The following is a 20,466-nucleotide window of genomic DNA, read 5'->3' on the forward strand; positions in this document are numbered from 1 at the left end:
CATAGACTTACCTCCGTATAGCGGTATCAAAAGTTAAGGTTCAACTTTTAATACCTGTGATAGAAATATAGTCTATTGTCACATATTTTGCCTCCATAGTCGAGGTACGCACTATCTACCGTTTACATAAAAAAGGAGGTTTTTCATGCAGAGTATTGTATATTATTAGGTTATTAATGCAGAAATTTTCATAGAATGAATTTATTTATGTTCTATTCTTATTTTACTATTAGCATGAAAAATACGAAAAACACCTTTGGATACTTGCAACAAAAGCTGCTTTGTGGAGAAGCAATATAGAAGGAAGTTTGGAACAAAAATCAAATGATTCGTCATGTTTTGTTTAAACATAAGGAAAGAATAAGCCCAATTTGTGAAACATAAAATCAATAAGGTTGAAACGGTATTATAAAAGGTTGATTATTTGATGAGAAAAGGAAAATTATATATACTAAAAACGCTTAAATTGTTATATTCATCTTCAAAAGGAATGTTTTTGTCTATTATTTTTATAAATATGTTATTAGGCATTTTGGTTCCAATTAATTTGACTATATGGAGGAATTTTATTGATGTTTCAACAGTTATGTTTACGCATTCAAATGTTGGATTTAAAAATTCGCTGCTATGTTTGGGAGCCTTTGTAGTATGCATTGTAATAAATAATTTACTAGAACAGATATTGGATTACGTTCAAAATATATACTGTTCATATGTTGACTATACTATTTCCAAAAAACTTCTTATAAAAATAGAATCTTTATCTTTAAGTGATATGGATAATGTTGAAATATATAACTATATCCAAAAAGCAATGAATGAATCATTTCAAAGGAGTATTAGTATACTTCAAACGTTAGTTCAAATTGTAAAAAGTATTTTTTCAGTGTTAGGAATTATATATACATTACTATCTTTCAGTAAAACCGTCATTACTTTATGTATACTTTCTACGATACCATTGTTTTTTCTGAATAATAAAATATTAAATAAATGGTATGATATTTTTAACTCAAGGTTTGAAAAAATAAGATTTGCAAGATACCTTAAAAGTCTTTATATTAGATATGATAATTTTAAAGAACTTAAAATATATAAAGCACATTTAACCTTAAGAGAAAAAATATTGGATATTCTGGGAAATAATATAGCTTACGATAAAAAAATTAGAAAAAAATTTATGATACAAAACGTAATAATAAATGAATGCGATACTATAATTATTTTTTTTATTAAAGCGATTGTGGTATGGCTTTCCTACGAAAAAAAACAATCTATTGGAAGCCTTATCACTAATATGCAGGCTATTGACATGTTAAAAAATTCAATAAAAAATACTCTTTCAATGATATCCAAAACATATGAAAATAGTCTTTATATGGAGAGCTTTTTTTATGTAATGGAATATAATGTTGAAGAGGAAAAACGAATTAAGTTTAATAAAGAATTTAAAAAAATAGAATTTAGAAATGTTTGGTTCAAATATCCATATTCAAATAAATATGCCGTTCGGAATTTTTCTTATACTTTTTACAAAGATAATACTTATGCATTTGTAGGATTAAACGGATCTGGCAAAACGACCTTGCTAAAATTGATGTTAGCGCTTTATAAGCCGGATAGGGGGGAAATATTAGTTGATGGAATTAATTTGAATGATATTAACAAAGAAACATTATATGATTGCGTAGGGGCTGTGTTTCAAGATTTTATCAAATATCCATTTACTGTAAGAGAGAATATATTGATTTCTAAAACGAGTACTATTACTGAAGAACAATTGATTAATGCCGCAATTTATTCTGAAGCATATGATTTTATTAAAAGATTACCAAATGGATTTTCTACGATGCTTCAAAAAGAATGGGAAAAAGGAACTGAATTATCAATGGGACAATGGCAAAAAATAGCCATATCAAGAGCTTGCATAAAGGATGTATCAATTATGGTTTTGGATGAACCCACAGCTTCGATTGATGCTGTTGCGGAATCCAAGATATTTGCAAATTTAAAAAAAATGAAGAAAAATAAATTGGGTATATTAGTGGTGCATAGATTTTCTAGCATAAAACTAGTAGACCAAATCTTGGTAATGTCAGATGGTGAATTAAGAGAATATGGTACTCACGAAGAATTAATAAAGGCACAAGGAATATATCATGAGTTGTTTTCTTTACAAGCAGAAGCATATCAACCGTAAAGTGGCAAAAGATGATATACATGATACAACAGCTTATGACATATTGCAATAGAGAAGAATGTTTCGGTATTATATGTATTATTTATATTAGTCAATTAAGGAAAGTGGATTGTACTGTGTTGGTCATAAATTTATGCAAAAAGTTTACAAACACACTTGACAATCCTTCTCTGAGATCACCGGCAGCCGGGGCGTTGTGTTCGCCACCGGAACGCCGGTCAGCAACAGTATGACCGAACTTTATACCATCCAACGCTACCTCCAGTATGAGCGGCTCCAGGAATTGAACATGACCCATTTCGACTGCTGGGCCAGCCGGTTCGGGGAAACGGTGACAGCCCTGGAACTGGCTCCGGAGGGGACGGGCTACCGGGCGCGGACAAGATTTTCCAAGTTCTTTAACCTGCCGGAGCTGATGAACCTGTTCAAAGAGGTGGCGGACATCAAGACCGCCGACCAGCTGGACCTGCCCACCCCGGAGGTGGAATACCACAACGTCGTGGCAAAGCCCACCGAACACCAGCAGGATATGGTGAAGGCCCTCTCCGAGCGCGCCGCCAAAGTCCATTCGGGAACTGTTGACCCCTCAACCGACAATATGCTGAAAATCACCTCGGATGGCCGCAAGCTGGGGCTGGACCAGCGCATCATCAACCCCATGCTGCCGGACGAACCCGGCACAAAAGTCAATCAGTGCGTGGACAATATCCTGCAAATCTGGCGGGACGGACAGCCGGAAAAGCTGACCCAGCTGGTGTTTTGCGACATTTCCACACCCCAGGCGGCTGGCTCCAAAAAGGTGGCTAAAACGCTGGATAACCCGATACTTCACGCTCTGGAACAGGCAGTTCCAGAGCCGGAGAAACCGCTGGCCTTTACGGTCTATGAGGACATCCGGCAGAAACTCATCGCACAGGGTATGCCCGCCAGCCAGATCGCGTTTATCCATGAGGCCAATACCGAAGTCCGCAAAAAGGAGCTGTTCTCCAAAGTCCGCTCCGGCCAGGTGCGCGTCCTGTTAGGCTCCACCCAGAAGATGGGGGCCGGGACCAACGTGCAGGATTTGCTGGTGGCCCTTCACGATCTGGACTGCCCCTGGAGGCCCGGAGATCTGGCTCAGCGAAAAGGGCGGATCGAGCGCCAGGGCAACCAGAACCCGCTGGTCCATGTTTACCGCTATGTGACCGAAGGGACCTTCGACGCATACCTCTGGCAGACGGTGGAGAACAAGCAGAAATTCATCTCCCAGATCATGACCTCAAAATCACCGGTCCGCAGCTGTGACGATGTGGACGAAACCGCCCTGTCCTTTGCGGAGATCAAGGCCCTATGCGCCGGGGACCCCCGCATCAAGGAGCGTATGGATTTGGATGTGGAGGTATCCCGCTTAAAGCTGATGAAGGCCGACCACCAGAGCAAGCAGTACCGGCTGGAAGATCAGCTGTTAAAGCACTTCCCGGAGGAGATCGAGAAACACAAAGGCTTTATCCAGGGACTGGAAACGGATATGGAAACCCTGGCGGCACACCCCCACCCGACAGACGGATTTACCGGCATGGAAGTCCGGGGCGATACGCTCACCGACAAAGAGAACGCCGGAGCCGCCCTTTTGGACGCCTGCAAGGAGGTTAAAGGCTCCGATCCGGTGCAGGTCGGCAGCTACCGGGGATTTGCTATGTTTGTAACCTTTGACGCTTTTCAGAAGGAATATATGCTCCAACTGAAAGGCCGCATGACCCACCGTACCGCCCTGGGCGCGGACCCGCGCGGCAACCTGACCCGGATTGACAACGCGCTTTCCCAGATGCCCCAGCGGTTGGAAAGCGTCAAAGTCCAGCTGGATAACCTTTACCAGCAGCAGGCCGCCGCGAAGGAGGAAGTGGGCAAAGCCTTCCCCTATGAGGAGGAATTGCGGGTCAAGAACGCCCGTCTGGTGGAGCTGGATATGGAGCTGAACATGGACAGCAAGGGGCAGTCCCGTCCAGAAGCGGCGATTGCCAAGCGCGAAAGGCCCTCGGTGCTGGAAGGGCTGAAACGCCCCATCCCGCCCCGCAGCATGGAAAAGAAACCCAGACAACAGGAACAGGAGGCAAGATAATATGAACAGCAACGAAAAGAATACGGCCCTTTATGAGAAGATGGCCGCTGAACAGGATACCTTCCGGGATTGGCTGAAAAGCCAGTCCCCGGAGGAGGTCCTAAACCATGCCTATGAGTACACCGTCCGGGAGGACATTGTGATGGCGATGGAGGAACTGGAACTCTCCGATAACCAGGCACAGGCGCTTCTGGATTCCCCCTCGCCGCTGGCTGATGTGTACCGCCATTTTGAAAAGCTGGAAACCGGCTATATGGATGTGATACGGGAAAGCATTGAGGAACGGGCGAATGAGATGCACAGGGCCAAAGAAGAACAGAGAGCCGCCCCGGTCTATCCCCACTCCGCCGCCTATGCGTCCGAGCATGGGGAGATGGCACAGTACCGCGCCTCCCTGCAAGTCAGTCTTGCCTGCAAAGAAGCCATTGAGCAGGCCATTAACGCCCACTATGGGGATAACCGCCTGAATACCGAGGCCGCTGTCAAAGAGGTGCTGGAACAGTTCGGGCCGGAGCGTATGCAGTACATCCTTGCCAATACGGTGCTGAAAAAGGAGCATGACGGGCGCATCTCCCGCGATAACAAAGCCTGGGCGAAAACAATCCCCATGCCGGAGGATGGCGGCGATCCCCGCCACAGTTATGCCTTGGTGGTGGATAAGGTCAACCCCGGTCTGACCGACCTGTTTTTGAAGCAGGCGCGGAAAGTCCTTCAAGCCCCGGAGAAAGGCTCCGTCCTGGAAAAACTCAAACAGGAGCCGCCGGAACGCAGACCCGCCGCCCCTAAGAAACGGGAACCGGAACGATGAGCGCGGCAAAGCGGAAACGGGAGGTACAGGTGAATTTCCGGGTTTCCCCGGAGGAGCTGGCCCTGATTGAGCAGAAAATGTCCCAGCTTGGAACCGTCAACCGGGAAGCCTACCTGCGGAAAATGGCGCTGGACGGGTATGTGGTAAAGCTGGATTTGCCGGAGCTGAAGGAGCTGGTGTCCCTGATGCGCTATTCCAGCAACAACCTGAACCAGCTGACCCGTAAAGTGCATGAAACCGGGCGGGTTTATGACGCTGACCTGGAGGATATATCCCAGCGGCAGGAACAGCTTTGGGACGGTGTGCAGAAGATACTGGCCCAGCTTTCTAAGCTCTCCTGACCGGAGAGTTTACCCCATCTGCGGAGGGAGGAACGGCGTTCTTCGCCGCGCCTTCCTCCGCTTTTTCTTTTTGACGGTAAACTTGCCGGATGTGCCGGAATCATGGATAATAGCGGCAGAACAGGGTTTTACGAAAGGAGTGGACTGCTATGATGTCATTTGAACAGGTGATAGACATTTTTGGGGACTATCTGGCATTGGATACAGAAATGGAAGTCTGCAAAAGCCGGTATGGGTATATCCGGGTGGAGTTTCATGGGACAGGGGAATTACCCGGCTATTGCAGCGGCATGGTCTGCCGTACCCCAAAGGAGCTTTTTGACCTTCTGCTTTCCGATTATGAAAGCTATCTGGAAATCCAGCGGACAAAGGGACGCAGGAATGTGACGGAGGAAGATAAAAACGAAATTACCGCACTGTGTCAATCCCGTTTGGAGAAGTGGGAAAAAGGAAACGCCAGATAGCTTTGGGTGATTTACTTTTGGCATGAAACAGGATAATCCGATATAAAAATGTTGAATAAAAAGAAACAAGCGGTCTGCGTATGCAGACCGTTTTGTTATGGAGGGAGGATTCCATCATGGCAACCACACGCATCATGCCGCTGCACACCGGCAAAGGCCGCACCGAAAGCCAGGCGGTCAGTGACATTATCGACTATGTAGCCAACCCACAAAAGACAGACAACGGCAGGCTCGTCACCGGCTTTGCGTGTGACAGCCGAGTAGCCGACGCCGAGTTTCTGCTGGCAAAACGTGAGTACATTTCCACCACTGGACGGGTACGGGGCGCGGACGATGTGCTGGCCTACCATGTCCGGCAGTCCTTTGTCCCCGGTGAGATCACCCCGGAAGAAGCCAACCGGCTGGGCGTGGAGTTTGCAAAGCGGTTCACCAAGGGCAATCACGCCTTTGTGGTCTGCACCCATATCGACAAGTCCCATATCCATAACCACATCATCTGGAACGCGGTCAATCTGAACTGTGACCGGAAATTCCGAAACTTTTGGGGCAGTACCCGCGCGGTCCGGCGGCTCAACGATACTATCTGCGTTGAGAACGGCTATTCCATTGTAGAGGACCCAAAACCGCATGGAAAAAGCTACAACAAATGGCTGGGGGATCGGGCAAAGCCCTCCCACCGGGAACAGCTCCGCATGATGATCGACCAGGCGCTGGAACAGAAACCGGCTGACTTTGACGCTCTGTTAAAGCTGCTTGCGGAAATGGGTTGTGAGGTGTCACGCCGGGGACAGGCAATCCGGCTCAAAGCCCCCGGCTGGAAGAATGTTGCCCGCATGGATGAAAAGCTGGGACAAGGGTACAGCGAAGATGAAATCCGGGCGGTCCTTGCCGGAGAAAAGCAGCATACGCCCCGCAGAAAAGACGCGGTTTCAACTCCCACTCCCAAGGTCAATCTTCTGGTGGATATTCAGGCAAAATTGCAGGCCGGAAAAGGCGCTGGCTATGCGCGCTGGGCAAAGGTATTCAATCTGAAACAGATGGCGCAGACGATGAACTACCTCACCGAGCATGGCCTGCTGGAATATGCAGTCTTGGAAGAAAAAGCGGCTGCTGCTACCACCCGCCACAATGAGCTGTCGGCGCAGATCAAGGCGGCGGAAACCCGCATGGCGGAGATTGCCACACTGCGGACCCACATCATCAATTACGCCAAGACCCGCGAGGTCTATGCGGCCTACCGCAAGGCGGGATATTCCAAGAAATTTTTAGCGGAACATGAAGCGGATATTCTGCTCCACAAGGCGGCAAAACAGGCATTTGACGATTTGGGTATCAAGAAGCTGCCCACCGTCAAGAGCTTGCAGGCCGAGTACGCAACATTGTTGGAAGGAAAGAAAAAAGACTATGCCGAGTACCGGCGTTCCCGCGAGGAAATGCGGGAACTGCTGGCCGCAAAAGCCAACGTGGACCGGCTAATGGGATATGGGGAGGAACGCCAGAATGACCGGGAAAAGGAACAGGGGCAGGATCGCTGACGCGCCTGTTTTTTCGCATTTTCTCACCGCCGCAGGCCGGTAAAAAGCGTTCCGCAGGAACGCGCAGCCACAGAATGAAATTCTGTGTTCAAAGGGGCTTGGGGAATCCCCAACAAGCAGCGCCAGGAGCCGGATGGCTATCCTGGGGCATTGCTTGCCACGGTTATCCCGGAACGGGATAACCTTCTTTTTCTCGAAAAAGAACAAAGCCGGTGAGGAATTTGTTAAATTCACTCACCGGCTCAATTCGTTTCAAATTTCTCGGATAGTTCGGTTAGTTCTTTCATGGTTTCCTGCGTATGGTGCAAGAGGGTTTCACGCATTTCTGACGGGCAGCTGCAATACAGCATCTTCATCTGACCGGCTCCCTCATCTTCCGGGGAAACATCCGGATTGATTAAAGAATCCAGAGAAATCGGCAGTACCTTTGCCAGTGCCTTCAAAATCAAAAAGGACGGATTCATCTGCCCTTTTTCAATCTTGGCAATCTGCTTGACAGATACATGGCTCAAATCAGAAAGCTCCTGCTGTGTCAGGCTTTTTCCTTTTCGGGCTTCCCGCATTTTTTGCCCTAAAGCGGTTAAATCATCAATCGGCATAATCATTCACCTCGAATATATTCTATCGTGCCGATTTACACAAAGGAATAACCTTATTATGCCGACTAACAGGTATGATTATGCTGTTTTTTTAGTGAGATATAAACGCTATCCTTGTATCACTAACCAAATCAAATTATAATAGAGGTGGATATTTTTTTGAAAAAATCCGTCCGCTGTAACATTTCGCGGACATTTGCCTGTTATACTATCTGCAAAAAGCAAAGGAAGTGAGGATATGAAGCAGATTTTAATTGTCGAGGACGACAGTTTTTTGAATAAGATGTTAGACTATAACCTGACCGCAGACGGCTACGGCGTGACCGCTGCCCTAAACGCCAGAACCGCAGCCAACGCCATCCGCCAGCGGGAATTTGACTTAGTGCTGCTGGACATCAACCTGCCAGACGGGAACGGTTTTGAGCTGTGCAAACTGATAAAGCCCCAGCACCCGGACACCATCGTGATTTTCCTGACCGCCAACGATCAGGAGAGCGACCAGATACGGGGCTATGAGGTGGGCGCGGTGGACTACATCACAAAGCCCTTTGTGATCGGGGCCTTGCAGCGGAAAATCAAAGCCATGTTTGCCATGCTGGAACACCACAAACCGGCCAAGGACATTTACGACGACGGGCGGCTGTTTCTGGACTTCTCGGAGCAGACGGCTTCCCTAAACGGCAAGCCCCTGACCCTATCCCCGATGGAGTATAAAATGCTGAACCTGTTCCGTAAAAATCCCCGGCAAGTGCTGACCCGTGGGCAGCTTTTGGAAAAGCTGTGGGATATAGACGAAAGGTTTGTGGACGAACACACCCTGACAACCTCCATCAGCCGGATTCGCAGCAAGATCGAATCCGGCGGCGGCGCCCCCTACATCAAGACTGTTTACGGTATGGGCTATCAATGGACGGGAGGCGAGGCAAAATGAAGTTTCAAAACCTTTCGGTAAAGCGGCTGTTTGACCGGGTTGCAATAGGACTTGTCCTCTCCATGTCCGGGATCACCATAGCCATGTCTCTTGTAACAAAACAGACGGCGGTGCTGCTAACGGGCGGGGCGCTGCTGCTGTGCGCCCTTGTGGGGATTTTTGTACTGACGCAGGCGTTTGGAAAACGGCTGTCGCAGTTTACCACAGACCTGTGCCAAACCTTAGACCACATGATTGCTGGGAATGAAGCGCCAAAGCGCCCGGAGGACAGCGAAACCCAGCTTGCCAGAATCGGACACCGGCTGGCAAGACTTTACCAGATCATGCAGGAGAACCGTCGCAAGGTGGACGAGGAACGGCAGGAGTTACAGACCCTTGTATCGGATATTTCCCATCAGGTAAAAACGCCGGTAAGCAATCTGAAAATGGCGACGGACACCCTGCTGGAAAAGCCCATGACAGAGGCAGAGCGCACAGACTTTATCCGGGGAATCCGCAGCCAGACGGATAAGCTGGACTTTCTCTTTCAAGCTCTTGTGAAAACCTCCCGGCTGGAAACGGGCGTGATCCAGTTGGATAAGAAACCGGGACGCCTCTTTGATACCGTGGCACAGGCCATGAGTGGGATCGTGTATGCGGCCGAGAAAAAGGAAATCGCCGTGTCCGTAGACTGCCCGGAGGATTTGACCGTTTCCCATGACAGTAAGTGGACATCCGAAGCCCTCTTTAACTTGCTGGACAATGCGGTGAAGTACACCCCGGCAGGCGGGGAAATCGCTGTGTCGGTGGTACTGTGGGAAATGTATGTGGAGATCAAAGTGGCCGACACCGGCAAGGGCATTTCGGAAAGCAATCAGGCCACCATCTTCCGGCGCTTCTATCGTGAGGAAGAAGTACACGAACAACAGGGGGTTGGCATTGGCCTTTATCTGGCCCGCGAGATCATAACGCGGCAGGGCGGCTATATCAAAGTGGTTTCGGAGCCAGGCAGAGGTTCGGAATTTTCCATTATGTTGCCTACAAAATGAAAGTAAATGAGCGAGGTGTCTGTATTATGAATAAACGAGAAAAAGCAATCCAACTGTGGTTTGAATTGATAATATTTTTACAGAAGATGCACTGCAATTCAAAAATGGAGGATTAGGATATAGATGGAAAACAAACAAATTGTAAAGAATTTCTATGAATTGGTTGTATCAAAAAACTCGTTGCAAGAACTCTACCAGTATATATCGAAAGACTGCCTCCTTAATATTGGTAATGAAAAAATACCATTTGGATTAGAAGGTATGAGAGAACATCTTGTTGCTATAAAAAAGACTTACCCGGATTATACGATAAAAATATTACGGCAATTTTCTGATGGCGATTATGTAATATCTGAAATTCTTATGGAAGGTACACATGAAGGGGAATGGATGGGAATAAAGCCGACACATAAAAAACTGGTATTTACTGGTGTTAATATTGACAAAGTAATAAACGGCAAAATAGTAGAGCATGGCGGCTCCGTTAATACATTTGAAACATTGCTTGAGCATGACTTAATTAGGCCCGTATAAGGACGTAAAAATATGATGTATCGTACAGAATCATTAGAAAAAATTACCGTTAAAAATGTAATTAAGAGAATCAACACAAAAATAGAGGAAATGGAAAAACAAAGTTATCGGCTTGTTACAATATTGTTTTGGGGCACAGAAAAACCGTATTGTTTTCAAAAAGGGGTTGGAAGGCAGCTTGCCTTGAACTGCTGCTGTCTTTCAAGTTCAGTATAATAGAATGCGGCGGACGGCCATTCCCGGCTGCCCGCCGAAAATTTTTTTGAAATGTCCGAGTATTGTAACATTTCACCCAGATTTTCAATGAAATTTTTTGGCCGCTGTAACATTTCGCGGACATTTGGGTTTTACAATAACCTTATCAACAGGCAGAAAGCCTTGAAAGGGGTTTTGAGTATGAGCATTTTACAGACGATTGATCTGAAAAAGTATTACGGCACAGAGCCGAACATTACCCGCGCCCTTGATGGCGTGAACTTCTCTGTGAACGAGGGCGCGTTTGTGGCCGTTGTGGGAACTTCCGGCAGCGGCAAGTCCACCCTGCTTCACATGATGGGCGGGCTGGACACCCCCACCAGCGGAACCGTGACTGTCCGGGGCGAAGAACTGGCAAAGAAGAACGACGAACAGCTTACCATCTTCCGTCGCCGCAACATCGGCTTTATCTTCCAGAACTATAACCTTGTTCCCATCCTGAATGTGTATGAGAATATCGTCCTGCCGGTGGAGCTGGACGGGGACACGGTGGATCAGAAGTTTTTGGACGAGATCGTTCACCTGCTGGGGCTGGAAGATAAACTGAAAAATATGCCAAACAATCTTTCCGGCGGACAGCAGCAGCGTGTGGCGATTGCCCGCGCCCTGATTACCAAACCGGCCATTGTGCTGGCCGACGAGCCGACCGGCAACCTTGACAGTAAGACCAGCGCCGAGGTGCTGGGGCTTATCAAGCGCACCAGCGCAGAGTTTCGGCAAACCGTAGTGATGATTACCCACAACAACGACATTGCCCGCCTTGCAGATCGGATTGTCCGCATTGAGGACGGCAAGATCGTGGAATAAGGAGGTGGCAAGATATGACATGGCCTTTTGAAAATGATACCAGCGCCATTACAAAGAAACTGGCAAAGAAAAGTTTGCAAAGCGAGAAGCGCCGGAATCTGATGGTGGTGATTGCCGTTGCGCTGGCGGCGTTTCTAATCTGCTTTACGGGAATTGTGTCCACTTCCCTGACACAAATGCAGCGCAATCAGGTTGTCGATACTTATGAGGCGGTTTGGATGGGCGTAGAGGAAAACGACATTGAAACCCTGAAAGGAGTGCCAGAGTTTGAGCGCGTAGGCGGCTACTATATGCTGGGTGAGGAACTTTCGGAACAGGGCTATCATGCGTCCTATGTGTATTGTGACGCGCAAATGATGGAGATTACCAAGGCACAGATGGAGTTGTTAGAGGGCCGGGTTCCTGAAAAGGCAAATGAAGTTGTCGTAAGCGAATACTTTCTTTCCACCTATGGAAACAATGCCAAGATCGGGGACACTGTGACCTTAGACACCGAGAGTTTTCATGGTGATTATGTCGTTACCGGCATTATGGACAGCGTAAATGAAAAAGAAGCGAATACCTGCGCTATCATTCTTTCCAACGCTGCCCTGACAGAATGGAAAGGGTTTGACCCGACTGGCTATCGCGCCTATGTCCATTTCAAAAACAGCGACCAGTTGGGCGAAGAACTGATAACCTCTTATTGCAGGGAGATTACAGAGGAATATCAGCTTCCTAATCTCCGCATGAACAACAGGTATTTTACTTATGTTTCTAAGTCCTTTAATTTTGCACTGATGGCTGGCGTGATTGCCATTGTGCTGATCGGCGGCTATATTGTGATCCAGAGTATCTTCCGTATCTCCATCAATGACAAAATCAGGAGCTACGGGCAGCTTCGGACGATTGGCGCAACGCCAAAGCAAATCAAGCGGATTGTAAAGCGGGAGGGACGCAAACTCGGCAGTATCGGAATTTTGATTGGTACAGTACTGGGTGTATGCGGCGGTTTTCTTTTGTTTCCCAAGGGATTTAATGCTGTTTCCTATGTGGCAACGATTATTTTGACACTCATAAGCAGTTGGATCATGGTATCTGTTTCCATCCGTAAGCCGGTGAAAATAGCGGCAGGAATTTCCCCCATTGAAGCCGTCCGTTTTACCCCGGCGCAAAAGGACATCCGCAGCCGGAAAAAGAATATCAAGCTCAATCCTGTTTCAATGGGAATTGCGAATTTTAAGCGTGACCGCAAAAAGACCGTTGCTATTGTAGCCTCATTGAGTTTGGGTGGAATTATCCTGCTTGTGGTATCCTCCATTGTTTTGCTGCGCTCCCCAGAGGCGCTTGCAAGACAAGAGTTCCCGGATGGTGACTATAAGGTTTATCTGGATTCAAAGTTGTCAGAACAAGAAGTCATGGCAGCAGGAAATCCACTGAATGAGGAACTCAAACAGGAAATTTTGTCTATTGACGGTGTAACCGATGTGATTGCAAAAAGGCAAAGCCTTCATATAAATTATAACGTCAACGGAATTGAATATGGTGGTATGTGTGATATACTGACTGATCAAAATTATTCTAAGGTTGAAGCTTCATTGATAGAGGGCACTATGCCGACGGATACACACAGCATCCTAATTGATTCGGCAACAAGTAACCGTGAACATATAGGTGTCGGAGAAACAGCTGAACTTATCTCCGGGAAATCAACCATTCCGGTTACTATATCCGGGGTGTTTAACAATAATCTGGATAATGGACATGGAACACATCACTTTGACGGTGTATTGGAATTTGCACCGGAAGCATTGTTCCATGAACTGCACCCGGAAATCACCTCTTTCGATTATTCATGGAGCATTGTAAGTGATCCCCAAAAAGCGGATCATGTGAGGGATGAATTAAAAAATATTATATCCGCTCATACGGATATTGCATTAGATGATATTAACACTGTAATTGAGTATGAAAAAAATATAAATTCTTTTGTATTTGGCAGTATGGAGGTACTTTCATGGCTGGTATTCCTCTTTGGCGTTATCAACCTAATTAACACGACCCTCTCTAATCAAATGTCCAGAAAACAGGAAAACAGTGTTTTGCGTTCCATCGGACTGACCCAAAAGCAGCTATGTAAAATGAATATCTGCGAGGGGCTGTGCTATGCATTCTTTGCAACATTGGCGACGCTGATCGTTGGGCTTCCGGCTTCCATCTTTGCTTGCAGCAAATTTAGTGTAGGAGCTTTTGCCGGAAAAGTAGTGCCTTACAAATTCCCGGTTTTGGAAATGGGTCTGTTCATTCTGGTATTGTTCGGAATGGAGCTGATTTTGTCTGTATGGACAGTCCGCAGACAGAAAAAACAATCTCTGATTGAACAAATGCGGGCGATGGAATAATAGTATGGGATCGGCGGGGCGGCGTGTGCTGCTCCGCCTTTTTCGCCTTTTCTCAAAAAAATTTTTGAAATGTCCGAGCGTTGTAACAATTCAGCCTGTTTTTTTGTCGAAATCAAAGGCACCTCGGACATTTGTGTAACATTTGTAGTTTATGCTTGTGGTAAATCAATATTGGGGGTGAGGACACATGAAAAAGATACTGCTGATCGACGACAGCGACACCTATACATGGTGTCTGCAAAAATACTTACAGCACCGGGGCTACCCGGTGAAAACGGCTTGTACACTGAAAGAAGCGCGGGCCGCCATCCAAGAGGAAATGCCGCTGGTGGTCTGCTGTAATCTCGATCTGCCGGATGGTTCCGGCATGGACTTTCTGAACGAGGTGCGGGCCGCAGATAAGGAGCTGCCTTTTATTCTGGCGTCCTGCCATGACAAGGACGACTACGAACAAGAGGCTATGCGCCGGGGCGCGACGCTGTGCATGGACAAAATGAAAGGACTGCTGCTGCAAGATAAGCTGGTGGAATACGCCTACCGGCAGTTATCCGGCGAACCAGATTCAACTTTTCATAAGCTGCTCTTTGTCCATGCGGAAGATACCAGCGCCGGGGCGTTGCAGGCTGCTATGCTGCAAAAGGGCCTTGACCTGATTCTGGTTTCCTCGATTGGGGAGGCCAAGTGCCGGATTTTTGAGGATGAGGAAATAGACCTGATCTTGTGCGATCTGGAACTGCCGGATGGCACAGCAATGGAGCTGTTTCATACGCTGCGGCGGGTGGCAGGGATGTTCCAAATGAAGAATCCCCCTGTCCGGCTTCTGCCGTTCTTTATCCTCACCGAGAACAACGACCTTGCCACGGAATATGAATACCGGCATGAGGGCGTGAACGACTATATAACCGCCCCGGTAAATATCCCGGAGCTGGCCCGGCGGGTTCTGTTCTTTGTGGAATGAAACGAGCCTACATATCCAAACATCTGCCTCCACAGCGGGGAAAAGAAAAAAACCGCTGACGGGCAGAGGATTTCTTGCGCTTTCCTGTATCATTGACGGATACGGCGGTTTTGAGTAGATCAAGGCCGCCGTTTCTTTTTGCTAAAAAGCAGACCTCCAGATGACCCTCAGCAATCAGCATGGGCGGTGTATAGGAGGATACCGCCATGTCTGCAATATTCATTTGTAATAGCTATGACATATATCAATTAAAAAAAGCATAGGCCCTCCTCCGGGATATTATAGTTATCTATCAGTATTATCAATCCATATAAATCAGCATAATCATGGTGTTTTTTGTTGCGCCAGTTTCTCATTGCGAGAAGCTGGCGTTTCTTATTGTCGATTTTTAGGGAAACCTCCCGATGTGTACCGCTGCCGGTCCCCACCTCCATTCGATTCACCCGTCAACCACGCCTGAATCGAAATGGAGGAAAACTATGGGCTTTCACTATGGATATGAGAAAAGGAAGTTTGATGCAGAATGGACCCGGCTGGAACAGGAATACCGCGTAGCCGGTATGGACGATAGGCAGATCGCGGCCATGAAGGAATATGACTGGACCTGGTTTTGCAGCCAGCGGACCTACCAGAACCGCGTACAGGCCCTTCCCAGCGAACAGTGTGAGGACGAGAGCGAGCAGTCCTGCCTGTTCCGAAAATTTGAATCCCTGTCCTGCACCTGGGACACCGGCGATGTGGATTCCCGGCGGTTTGGCTGGCTGTCCTCCCTGGAGGATGAACTGCTGTACCGGCGGCTCTGCAAATTGCCGGAGGACGATCTGGAACTGCTGACCCTGCTCATTGTGGACGGATACCGGCAGGCCGATGTCGCAAGGCTGTGGAACTGTTCCCGGAGTGCAATCACACAGCGAATAAATAAAATCAAGATTTTTTTGAAAAAGGCTTAACAAATCGCCTTTCCCAATGCCTACACATTGAAGGGACAAGTCCTCTTGCCCCTCATTGCAGCTTGACAACTGAATATACGGCATAACAGGTACATAACCCGTATCGAAGCGGAAAAGGCGCGCCGCCAGGACGGTTGCTTGCAGGAGGTGATGACAGACAGGCAATCCGAGCGATCTACGTCCAGCCTTAAACCCGGAGATGGCGTTCCGGGCGCGATGATGGTGCGGGGGCTTAAAGATACTTCCTCACGGCCCGCCAAAGACTTGGGGGGAACCCTGCGGCGCACGAGTAAAACGGCGCTGCGGAGTTATGACAGCTCTGCCAGGAGCGGCCTGTTATGTCCCCATCGTCAGGGGGCGTGGCAAATATGACGAACCATCCAAACAGAATTGCAGCAGCCGTACCGGACGGTATCCAGCGGCAACCGCCGCCCTTATCTTTCGATACGGCTGCTTTTTAACCATAGAGTAAAAACAATTTTTGAACGGAGGTGCGTCTTTATGACCAAACAGACAACCCCGACAAGCTCCTACAAAGAGGTGCGGATCGGGAAAACAATTTATCGCGTCACCAGCTTTTTTTCGGGAGAAAAGGACCTGGGAAAGACGCTGGAACAGTTGGCAGTCAGACGCGCCATGTCGGAAGCTATTCCAGCTGCCAGCGGTTCCAAATAACAGAAAGCCTCGCGGCCTGCCGTATCCTTGCGCGGCGGTGGATTCTCCGGTAAGATATTCATGCAGGGTAAAACCTGCGGAGCCATTTTGCCGCACGAGGTATGGATTCTGAGATGGTCGGGAGGTAAAAGAAAGATGATGGATACAACATACAACGTGGGCATCTACTGCCGGTTAAGTAACGACGATGAACGTGATGGGGAATCGGTCAGCATTGAGAACCAGAAGCTGCTGCTTCAAAACTATGTCAGGCAGCGCGGCTGGAATGAGGTCGATGTCTATATCGACGACGGATACTCCGGCACGAACTTCAACCGTCCAGGCGTCAGGCGGTTAATCGAGGACGCAAAGGCCAAGCGGATCAATGTGATTCTGGTGAAGGACCTTTCCCGTTTTGGCCGCAACTACATCGAATTTGGGCAATATACGGATTACCTGTTCCCCTCTCTTGGATGCCGGTTCATCGCGCTGAACAACGGCATTGACACCATGAGTGACAACGGAAGCACCGATGTCATGTGCTTTTTGAACTTATTTAATGAGTTTTACAGCCGGGACACCAGCAAGAAGGTCAAGGCGGTCAAGAGGGCCTGTGCCGAAAACGGAAAATTCATGGGAACCTACCCCGCCTATGGCTACCGGCGCGACCCGCTGGATAAGCACCATCTGGTGATTGACGAGGAAACCGCGCCGGTTGTCCGCCGTATCTTTGAGATGCGGGCATCAGGCATGGGATTTCACGCCATCGCGGTGGCGCTCAATGAAGAAGGGATTCAGCCGCCCGGTGTGCTGTACTACCAGCGCAAGGGCCAGAGCGACCCCCGCAGGGTCAACCACAAGTGGGCCGACCAGACGGTAAAAAACATGGTCCGCAACGAGGTCTACATCGGGAACATGGTACAGGGCAAAAGCGGCACACTCTCCTATAAATCCCGCAAGCTCGTCAATAAATCGGAGGACGAGTGGATCCGGGTGGAGGGGACCCACGAGGCCATTATTTCGCGGGAACTGTGGGATACCGTAGCCAGTATCGGAAAAAAGAAGGTGCGGAAAAGCGCCCCGTCCGATGGCTGCAAGAGCATCTTCACCGGACTTGTGTACTGCGCCGACTGCGGTTTCAAAATGCGGAACCACATCGAAAAATTCACCTATAAGGATGGCAGGCCGGGACGGTACAGCTCTTTCATCTGCGGCAACTACTCCCGCAGCGGAAGGGGCGCGTGTACCATCCACACCATCTATGAAACGGTGCTGACCCAGCTGGTATTGGAGGACATCCGGGAAAAGGCCCGCTTTGCGGAATATGACCCGGACCGGCTGATGGGCGAGATTCTCCGGCTGAAGGAGAAGGAATCCCACACCCGGCTTTTCTCCTATGAGCAGGAATTAAAATCCTCCTTAGCCCGTATTTCCGATTTGGAGCGCCTGATGCAGAATCTCTACGAGGACAAATGCACCGGCTCCATCCCGCAGACGGTATTTCAGACCCTGATGCAGAAATATGAAGCGGAACGGGCAGAAAAGGCGGAGGCAGTCCCGGAACTGGAAAGGAAAGTCCGGGCGCACCTGGAAAACCAGGTGGATACCGACCGCTGGCTGGAAATTATCCGGCGCTATACCGAAATCTCGGAACTGGACGAAACCATTCTCTTTGAACTGGTAGACCGGATCGAGGTTGGCGATACCCAGAAGGTCAACGGGCAGCGGATTTGTGAGGTCAAGGTCTACTACCGCTATGTCGGGAATGTGGACGGGGCGCTGGCACAGGAAAGGGGGCAGGATTATGGCGAAGCAATATAAAGTCGGTATCTACTGCCGCCTGAGTGTGGATGACGCCTCCAATTCCGCAAAAGCGAAGGGCTATATCCCCAGCGATGAATCGGTGAGCATTGAGAACCAATATGAAATCCTCTCCAAATTCGTCATGCTCAACGGCTGGATCGAGGTCAAGACCTATCAGGACGATGGGTACAGCGGCGGCAATTTTCAGCGGCCCGGATTTTTGGAAATGCTGGAGGACGCAAGGCATGGCCTGATTAACCTGATTCTGGTAAAGGACCTTTCCCGTTTAGGCAGGGATTTTGTGGAGGTGGGCCGTTATACGGATGTCATTTTCCCGTCCCTCGGATGCCGGTTCGTATCGGTTCTGGACTGCCTGGACAGCGAGGGGGACAACACCGATATGCTGCACTTCCGCAGTCTGATGAATGACTACCATCTCAAGGACCTGTCCAGCAAGGTCAAGTCGGTGCTTCATGCCAAGAAGAAAAGCGGCCAGTATCTTGCCGCCTACGCTCCCTACGGATACCGCAAGAGCGAGGAGGACAGACACAAGCTGGTCATTGACGGGGAATCCGCCGCTGTTGTGCGGCAGATATTCCAGATGCGTCAGTCCGGCATGGCCTATGGGAAAATCGCCGCCGCCCTGAATGAGAAAGGGATTCTCTCTCCCCGCTGGTACTGGGCGGTCCATTACGGAAATGGCAGCTGCAAGTATTCCCGGTTGTGGGCTTACGCAACCGTCCGAAGCCTTCTGAACGATGATGTTTATGCCGGTACGCTCACACAGAATTGCACCGGTTCCCGTTCCTATAAGGATAAGACCATGATAAGGAAACCGGAATCGGAATGGATTTCCCATGAGGGCGCGCACGAGGCGATTATCGGGCCGGAGCTGTGGGAGGCTGTCCAGAAAATCAATCAGGCGGCGAAACAGATTTCCGCTAACAATACGCCGCCCCAAGCATCTCTGTTTACCGGAAAGCTGGTCTGCGCGGACTGCGGGCATCCTCTGGTTGCCGCCCGCGAAACACAGCGCCGGAAAAATGGCACTGTCAAGCACTATACTTCTTATTTCTGCTCCCGGTTTGCCACTACCGGGCACAGCATCTGCTCCTGGCACCGGATTTTTGAGATCAGCCTGAAAAACCTGGTGCTGAGTGAAATCCGGGCGCATGGCAAAGCGGTTGCAGCCGATGAAGCCGCTGTACTGGATAAGCTGAAACAGCACATACAATCCGCAAGCGCCGCGCAACAAGAGGACTGCCGACAGGAAATCAGCCGTTTGCGGCGGCGTTTGGAGGAGCTGGAACAGATCACCGCAAAACTTTATGAAGATAAGGTAAGCGGGGCAATCAGCGGCGATTCCTTCTCGGTTCTGATTCAAAAGAACGAGCAGGAACGCATCCAGAAATCGGAACGCCTGGACAGCCTGTTAGCCAGGGAACGGAAAGCCCAGCAGGACATCGCCAATATCCACCAGTGGGCCGGAACCATACGGCAGTATCTGGACTTGCAGGAATTGAACAGGGAAACCATTGAGGAATTGATTGACCGCATTGAAGTTGGAGAACGGACCATTATTGACGGTCAAAGACACCAGGACATTAAAATTTACTACCGCTTTGTTGGGCTGGTGTGATCGGGCGAAAAAACGCCTGACCGCATCAGCAGCCAGACGAAAACATTCTGTAACAGTAGCGATATTTGATTGTTGCACACTGATTTGTCGAATTGGAGAGAAATTAGCAGTTTACCCCTCCCAAATGCCTCGTGTTCTTAAACAGGTTCTTGAATGGAGCCATCTCATTGTACCCCATAGAAGTGTCAATCCCGTCACTGATTGCGATATAGCGTACCTTCTTGCCCGGGAAATATACCTCGGTATAATATCCCGTCTGCAAATAGTCACGCCCAAGGCGTGAGAGGTCTTTGTGATGACCGTGTTGATCTTCCCGCTTTCAATGTCCTCAATCATGCGCTTAAAATCCGGTCTTTCAAAAGCTGACGTTAGATAACGATACTTTTGAAAACACTGGAAAATCAAGGTTTTTCGAGCGACGGACAAGCAGGGTATTGTACTAAAAACTGAATACGACGCAGAAGCGGCGTTTCTTACTCTC

Annotated in this window: 17 protein-coding genes and 2 pseudogenes; 17 read left to right on the forward strand and 2 right to left on the reverse strand. The window is 48.7% G+C overall.

Annotation, left to right across the window (positions count from 1 at the left end; all coding sequences use genetic code 11):
- Window positions 1-427 precede the first annotated feature (427 nt).
- The 6 genes and pseudogenes from NSB25_RS27425 (at window position 428) to NSB25_RS27450 (ending at window position 7,446) form a co-directional block, all read left to right on the forward strand.
- Window positions 428-2,200 (forward strand): ABC transporter ATP-binding protein, encoded by a 1,773-nt coding sequence (locus NSB25_RS27425; RefSeq protein WP_103242792.1) that lies wholly within the window; start codon window positions 428-430, stop codon window positions 2,198-2,200.
- Between the two features lie 172 nt (window positions 2,201-2,372).
- Window positions 2,373-4,298: pseudogene (locus NSB25_RS27430) on the forward strand (helicase-related protein); the annotation flags it as partial.
- 1 nt (window position 4,299) lies between these two features.
- Complete coding sequence (locus tag NSB25_RS27435; protein WP_103242765.1) at window positions 4,300-5,106, forward strand: DUF3848 domain-containing protein; 807 nt, start codon at window positions 4,300-4,302, stop codon at window positions 5,104-5,106.
- On the forward strand, window positions 5,103-5,447 hold the full coding sequence (locus NSB25_RS27440) for a plasmid mobilization protein (protein ID WP_004074163.1): 345 nt from the start codon (window positions 5,103-5,105) through the stop codon (window positions 5,445-5,447). Before NSB25_RS27435 ends, NSB25_RS27440 begins: the two co-directional genes overlap by 4 nt.
- Window positions 5,448-5,596: 149 nt before the next feature.
- Window positions 5,597-5,911: a hypothetical protein gene (locus NSB25_RS27445; RefSeq protein ID WP_016318082.1), complete on the forward strand. Its 315-nt coding sequence runs from the start codon at window positions 5,597-5,599 to the stop codon at window positions 5,909-5,911.
- 116 nt (window positions 5,912-6,027) lie between these two features.
- A complete protein-coding gene (locus tag NSB25_RS27450) occupies window positions 6,028-7,446 on the forward strand; it encodes a relaxase/mobilization nuclease domain-containing protein (RefSeq protein WP_257479345.1) in 1,419 nt (472 codons plus the stop codon).
- Window positions 7,447-7,688: 242 nt separating this feature from the next.
- Here NSB25_RS27450 and NSB25_RS27455 read toward each other — a convergent pair whose 3' ends face one another.
- Window positions 7,689-8,045: a helix-turn-helix domain-containing protein gene (locus tag NSB25_RS27455; RefSeq protein ID WP_004070777.1), complete on the reverse strand. Its 357-nt coding sequence runs from the start codon at window positions 8,043-8,045 to the stop codon at window positions 7,689-7,691.
- Between the two features lie 238 nt (window positions 8,046-8,283).
- On the opposite strand from NSB25_RS27455, the gene NSB25_RS27460 reads away from it, so the two are divergent.
- The 11 genes from NSB25_RS27460 to NSB25_RS27510 all read left to right on the forward strand — a co-directional run bounded on the left by NSB25_RS27460 (window position 8,284) and on the right by NSB25_RS27510 (window position 19,985).
- Window positions 8,284-8,976, forward strand: coding sequence for a response regulator transcription factor (locus NSB25_RS27460; RefSeq protein WP_016316887.1), 693 nt, complete (start codon window positions 8,284-8,286; stop codon window positions 8,974-8,976).
- A complete protein-coding gene (locus NSB25_RS27465; RefSeq protein WP_103242675.1) occupies window positions 8,973-10,004 on the forward strand; it encodes a sensor histidine kinase in 1,032 nt (343 codons plus the stop codon). The genes NSB25_RS27460 and NSB25_RS27465 overlap by 4 nt, the downstream gene beginning before the upstream one ends.
- Before the next feature lie 123 nt (window positions 10,005-10,127).
- A complete protein-coding gene (locus NSB25_RS27470; RefSeq protein ID WP_103242676.1) occupies window positions 10,128-10,538 on the forward strand; it encodes an ester cyclase in 411 nt (136 codons plus the stop codon).
- A 12-nt stretch (window positions 10,539-10,550) separates the two neighbouring features.
- Complete coding sequence (locus NSB25_RS27475) at window positions 10,551-10,754, forward strand: hypothetical protein (protein ID WP_162288734.1); 204 nt, start codon at window positions 10,551-10,553, stop codon at window positions 10,752-10,754.
- 180 nt (window positions 10,755-10,934) lie between these two features.
- Window positions 10,935-11,600, forward strand: a complete 666-nt coding sequence (locus tag NSB25_RS27480; protein ID WP_103242677.1) for an ABC transporter ATP-binding protein — start codon at window positions 10,935-10,937, stop codon at window positions 11,598-11,600.
- A gap of 14 nt (window positions 11,601-11,614) precedes the next feature.
- Window positions 11,615-13,981, forward strand: a complete 2,367-nt coding sequence (locus tag NSB25_RS27485) for an ABC transporter permease (RefSeq protein ID WP_103242678.1) — start codon at window positions 11,615-11,617, stop codon at window positions 13,979-13,981.
- A gap of 187 nt (window positions 13,982-14,168) precedes the next feature.
- Window positions 14,169-14,939: a response regulator gene (locus NSB25_RS27490; RefSeq protein ID WP_257479346.1), complete on the forward strand. Its 771-nt coding sequence runs from the start codon at window positions 14,169-14,171 to the stop codon at window positions 14,937-14,939.
- 479 nt (window positions 14,940-15,418) lie between these two features.
- Window positions 15,419-15,889, forward strand: coding sequence for a sigma factor-like helix-turn-helix DNA-binding protein (locus NSB25_RS27495; protein WP_257479347.1), 471 nt, complete (start codon window positions 15,419-15,421; stop codon window positions 15,887-15,889).
- A 501-nt stretch (window positions 15,890-16,390) separates the two neighbouring features.
- Window positions 16,391-16,564, forward strand: a complete 174-nt coding sequence (locus NSB25_RS27500) for a hypothetical protein (RefSeq protein ID WP_002578908.1) — start codon at window positions 16,391-16,393, stop codon at window positions 16,562-16,564.
- A gap of 135 nt (window positions 16,565-16,699) precedes the next feature.
- Window positions 16,700-18,364 carry a recombinase family protein gene (locus NSB25_RS27505; RefSeq protein WP_002578909.1) on the forward strand — a complete coding sequence of 555 codons (1,665 nt, stop codon included), beginning with the start codon at window positions 16,700-16,702 and terminating at the stop codon, window positions 18,362-18,364.
- Window positions 18,348-19,985 carry a recombinase family protein gene (locus tag NSB25_RS27510; protein WP_257479348.1) on the forward strand — a complete coding sequence of 546 codons (1,638 nt, stop codon included), beginning with the start codon at window positions 18,348-18,350 and terminating at the stop codon, window positions 19,983-19,985. The genes NSB25_RS27505 and NSB25_RS27510 overlap by 17 nt, the downstream gene beginning before the upstream one ends.
- A gap of 142 nt (window positions 19,986-20,127) precedes the next feature.
- Here NSB25_RS27510 and NSB25_RS27515 read toward each other — a convergent pair.
- Window positions 20,128-20,390, reverse strand: a pseudogene (locus NSB25_RS27515) (recombinase family protein); the annotation flags it as partial.
- Window positions 20,391-20,466: the final 76 nt, after the last annotated feature.

The sequence above is a fragment of the Acetatifactor muris genome (assembly GCF_024623325.1).
Taxonomy (GTDB): Bacteria; Bacillota; Clostridia; order Lachnospirales; family Lachnospiraceae; genus Acetatifactor; species Acetatifactor muris.